This is a genomic window from Methylobacterium sp. J-092, assembly GCF_022829325.1.
Lineage (GTDB): Bacteria > Pseudomonadota > Alphaproteobacteria > Rhizobiales > Beijerinckiaceae > Methylobacterium.
This window is the reverse complement of sequence record NZ_JAKSXU010000044.1, coordinates 1-3,685: the sequence shown is the minus strand read 5'-3', so window position 1 is coordinate 3,685 and position 3,685 is coordinate 1. Positions and strand designations below refer to the sequence as shown.

Genomic DNA, 3,685 nt, shown 5'->3' with positions numbered 1-3,685 from the left:
CCGGTGTGCACGCCCGCGAAGTTCGGCCGCGTGCTGATCCGGTCCTTCCGCCCGCAGGCCGAGCACACCAGCCGTAGCGCGACATCCGGCACGGGGAAGTCATCGGGCAGGCCGTCGAACGACATGGCGCCGCTGTGCCCGCACTCGCAGAACACCAGAAGCCCGCGGGCGCCGTTCGCCTTGCTGTTCGCGATCGTGGCCGGCGGCTGCTCTATGCCATCGGCGTCGTACCAGCGCCGCGGGTTGCGGAGGTGTCTGGGAACGCCCTTCACTGGATCGTCGCCGAGCCGGGTACGAGGCCTATCAGCGCGGTAAGCTTCATCAGGCCCGCGTCGGTCATCTCCTCGCCATTCACGAGCCATAGGCTCAGGTCGTCACCGGTTAGCTCGACGTACAGGCCGAGCGCGCGGAGAACTTCGACGGCTTCGTGGAGCGGGTCGTCGCTCACGGCACCGCCGCTTCCGGGTTCAGTCGATCCCGCATGTCCTTCCCTGCCTTGAAGACAAGCGCGGTCTTGGCCGGCACCCCGATCCGGGCCCCCGTTTTTGGGTTGTGCCCCTGTCGCGCAGGCCGCTCCTTCACCGTGAACGATCCGAACCCACGGATTTCCACCCGATCACCAGCCAACAGCGCATCCGAGATGCGACCGAGAATGGCATCGACCAGCGCCACGCAGTCTTTCTCGTAGAGATGCGGGTTCAGGGCGGCGAGGCGGAGAACGAGGTCGGACCGGATCATGGCGGCGGCATAGGGGCATGAAGCGCCGGGCAGCAACCTGCCGCCCGGAAATTGAGGCTCCAACCCTCAGAGCATCAAAGTGGATGAAGCAATCGGCATGCTCTGAACCAGGATGCGGATCATTTCCGATCGGTTCTCCAACATGACGGCTGGAGGCTCCCCCACGATCCAGCGCCAGCGCGCGACGAATTCTGAGAGCCCTATGTCCGAGAGGGCGTCCGAACGCAGCTTGTCGAGGTCTGCCAGCAGTCTCTGCTCCTCGCTCGGCCAGTCGGTGATGGATGGAAAGCTGAGCAGTCGGCTTGTGGTGGGATTAGGCACCAACTGGAACGACTGCGTGGACAAACAGCATGGCACCACCGAGGATCAACACGAGCACGGCAATGCGCCACGGCTCGATGATTGGTTGGGGTAACGGCTTGTCGGGCTGAGTGTTCATTGGCCTGCCGTCCTCCAGCGCCTGTGGAGCGCGAAAGGACGCCGGGGAGGTAAACGCTTCCTGAAGATCCAGGCTGCCCGCCGTTGACTTAGCCGTGTCCGCCGGCCGACATGCCAAGTCCGGCCTGTGCGCGCCCTGTGGCGAGTCGTGAGCCGGCTGGAACAAGGGATCAAGGCCGCGAGAAAGACCTAAGACCAAAACGCCAACGGCCCCACCCCGGCAAGGGTGAGGCCGTCGAAATCGTAGGGCCTGTGAGGCCGGTTCCAACTCCTCACAAGCCATAGCTCCCGCCGGGAGTCAATCGGGGTCGCTTCCCGAGACGGTGGCGCTTTGCCTTTTGCCGGGGACAGCTACCGCTGCGCCCCCTGCTTTGACGCGGCCCGAGCAGGGCTGTGAGTGATGGACTATGCCTACGAAATCCGCCGACAGGCGGAAGCGGCTCCGCGCGCCGCGCTGCCGGCCGTCGCGTCCGCGTTGTGGAAAGCGTTCGGAGAGGGGCACCTGTCCGAGGTCGAGGCGGAGGCGTTGGCCGCCGTCATCGAGGCGCGGCAGGTTTCTTCCGGTTCTGGAAAGAACTTGCCCCCGGACCGAGCAGGAAGCCCCAGGACGGGCGCCGGCTCCCGACCGCGCACGGATGCGTCGATGGCCCGCCGCCGCCGCTGGGCGGCCTCCGGGCGGCTTCCTCCGGCCATCGCGGCACGGTTCACGCTGGCCGAGCAAGCGGTCCTGTCCCTCGTCGCGGCCGAGACCGCTCGGCGCAAGGATTGCCGCCTCGCCGTGGAGCACCTGGCCGCGATCGTCGGCGTGTGCCGGTCTACCGTGAAGAACGCCATACGGGAGGCCCGCAAGCTCGGGCTCGTCACGGTCGAGGCCCGGCCGGTGACAGGATTTCGGAACCTGCCGAACGTGGTCCGCATCGTGGCGGCCGAGTGGACGGCTTGGCTCCGGCTGGCGCGGAAGGGGGTGGTGCTCAACACCCACCCATCCCCGGCCGGACGGGCTAAGAAAAACTTAGGGCGTCAGGGGGGTAACGAAACGCTACTCCCTTCGTCACAGGGGATAGGGGTCAAATCCGCAACCCGCACGCCTACTGATGTTCCATATCCTGTGAAATCAGGGGCTCGGAACCCTCAGAAGGGCTGCCGACAAGCGGTGGGCAACCTCGTGGACAGAGCCCCATCCGAGATCCGCGCGACGGGTAGAGCCGGCCGAGCTATGCGGTAGCCGCACGCGGGCGTTCGCCATGCCGGACGCGTCTCAGACTTCGCAGGGTGCTATGCCGCCGGCCTCTCTACGCACGCGCTGTCGGCGGTCGCGAACGCCGGTAGCTTGCCGAGCAGACAGAGTACGTGATGACAGGTCGGTGCGGGCCAGGTCCCTGCGCCGGACCCGTGAAGCCTTGGGTCGGGTGATCGCGTGAAGGTCGGTGCTGCGGGGAACAGGAACCGCCGACGCCGGCTTATGGCACGTTCTTTGCCGTCTTACTGTAGCCGGTGCGGATCAGCGTTTGCCCTGATCCAGCGTGGCGATAGGATGTCTCCGTCCTCGGTGATGATCCAGGGCTGTGCGTCGTTGGCCTGGATGCTTTCGGCTGCGGCTGCAAGAGCTTCGCGCAGACTCGAAAACTCGCGTGCTTGGGCAGTACGAGCCGGTCCGTTAGACGGCCAGACGGTCAGTTCCGCGCGCTTGTCGAGATCGGCGAGTACCATGCTTGTGCTCCGGTGCGTCGCAGGAGCGGAGATGCCTACCGCTGCATGGTGATGGGCATGTGGCGATCTGGTTACTGAACCGTTTCGCAGGAAACTCGACGTTCCGATGACCACAAGGCGAGTGGGCGCAACCTGCACACCAGCTCATGAGCGATGCTGTTGCCCGCTCCCGTGGGAGCGGAAGCGGGCTTTCTCTACGATGCTACTCGGCCGCCTCGGCTTCGGCATCGTCGGCGTCCAGAATGACATCCAGATCACCGACCAGGGCGTCGAGCTGCTCGGACGTCGAGCGGATCTTGAACCGCGTCCCGTCCTCAGCCTCAACCGCGATCTCGACGTGGTCGTCGACCTTGGCCGCCAGCGCCTGCTTCAGGATGTACGTCGTCACGTCTGCCTTGTCGGCCATGCCAGCTCCTTCGCGTTCGCCGCGGGCAACGCTGCACCACACGCTTCGTCGGTGCGGCAGAACCTCGCGCCGAGGTCGGCTTCTCCAGAGCTATCCGGTTCCTCCACAGACCGAGAAATATCTCAGGGACCCGATCGTGAAGGGATGCGTTGGCCGGCGAGTCGACGACCATTCGCGGTCGGTTTGAGGAATGCAGCCATGATCGACATCACGAAGATCCAGGAACACATGCCGGTCTCCGGTTCCGATGGCGGCCACGTCGGCACGGTCGATCATCTCGATGGGCAGCGCATCAAGCTGACCCGCACTGACCCGGACGCGGAGGGCGTGCATCACTTCATCCATGTCGACTCGATAGACGCTGTCGAGAACGGTGAGGTGCGCTTGAACAGG

Annotated in this window: 8 protein-coding genes; 2 read left to right on the top strand and 6 right to left on the bottom strand. The window is 65.3% G+C overall.

Features of this window, described 5'->3' with window-relative positions; genetic code table 11:
• The 4 genes from MKK60_RS02555 to MKK60_RS02540 all read right to left on the bottom strand — a co-directional run.
• On the bottom strand, window positions 1-272 hold a 272-nt coding region (locus tag MKK60_RS02555; RefSeq protein ID WP_243983793.1), incomplete at its 3' end, for a hypothetical protein.
• A complete protein-coding gene (locus MKK60_RS02550; RefSeq protein ID WP_243983792.1) occupies window positions 269-448 on the bottom strand; it encodes a hypothetical protein in 180 nt (59 codons plus the stop codon). The genes MKK60_RS02555 and MKK60_RS02550, both read right to left, overlap by 4 nt.
• Window positions 445-738: an HU family DNA-binding protein gene (locus MKK60_RS02545; protein WP_243983790.1), complete on the bottom strand. Its 294-nt coding sequence runs from the start codon at window positions 736-738 to the stop codon at window positions 445-447. The genes MKK60_RS02550 and MKK60_RS02545 overlap by 4 nt, the downstream gene beginning before the upstream one ends.
• A gap of 66 nt (window positions 739-804) precedes the next feature.
• A complete protein-coding gene (locus tag MKK60_RS02540; RefSeq protein WP_243983788.1) occupies window positions 805-1,083 on the bottom strand; it encodes a hypothetical protein in 279 nt (92 codons plus the stop codon).
• A 493-nt stretch (window positions 1,084-1,576) separates the two neighbouring features.
• On the opposite strand from MKK60_RS02540, the gene MKK60_RS02535 reads away from it, so the two are divergent.
• Entirely contained in the window at window positions 1,577-2,401 is an 825-nt protein-coding gene (locus MKK60_RS02535; protein ID WP_243983786.1) for a helix-turn-helix domain-containing protein, read from the top strand.
• Window positions 2,402-2,658: 257 nt separating this feature from the next.
• On the opposite strand, the gene MKK60_RS02530 is transcribed toward MKK60_RS02535, so the two are convergent.
• Window positions 2,659-2,886, bottom strand: a complete 228-nt coding sequence (locus MKK60_RS02530) for a hypothetical protein (protein WP_243983784.1) — start codon at window positions 2,884-2,886, stop codon at window positions 2,659-2,661.
• Window positions 2,887-3,088: 202 nt separating this feature from the next.
• Complete coding sequence (locus MKK60_RS02525; protein ID WP_243983782.1) at window positions 3,089-3,292, bottom strand: hypothetical protein; 204 nt, start codon at window positions 3,290-3,292, stop codon at window positions 3,089-3,091.
• A 198-nt stretch (window positions 3,293-3,490) separates the two neighbouring features.
• On the opposite strand from MKK60_RS02525, the gene MKK60_RS02520 reads away from it, so the two are divergent.
• Window positions 3,491-3,685: DUF2171 domain-containing protein (locus tag MKK60_RS02520; protein ID WP_243983781.1), on the top strand; the 195-nt coding region annotated here is incomplete at its 3' end.

Coding starts and splice junctions, on each gene's coding strand:
- MKK60_RS02545 (WP_243983790.1), bottom strand. CDS start 738: ATGATCCGGTCCGACCTCGTTCTCCGCCTCGCCGCCCTGAACCCGCAT.
- MKK60_RS02525 (WP_243983782.1), bottom strand. CDS start 3,292: ATGGCCGACAAGGCAGACGTGACGACGTACATCCTGAAGCAGGCGCTG.
- MKK60_RS02530 (WP_243983784.1), bottom strand. CDS start 2,886: ATGGTACTCGCCGATCTCGACAAGCGCGCGGAACTGACCGTCTGGCCG.
- MKK60_RS02535 (WP_243983786.1), top strand. CDS start 1,577: ATGGACTATGCCTACGAAATCCGCCGACAGGCGGAAGCGGCTCCGCGC.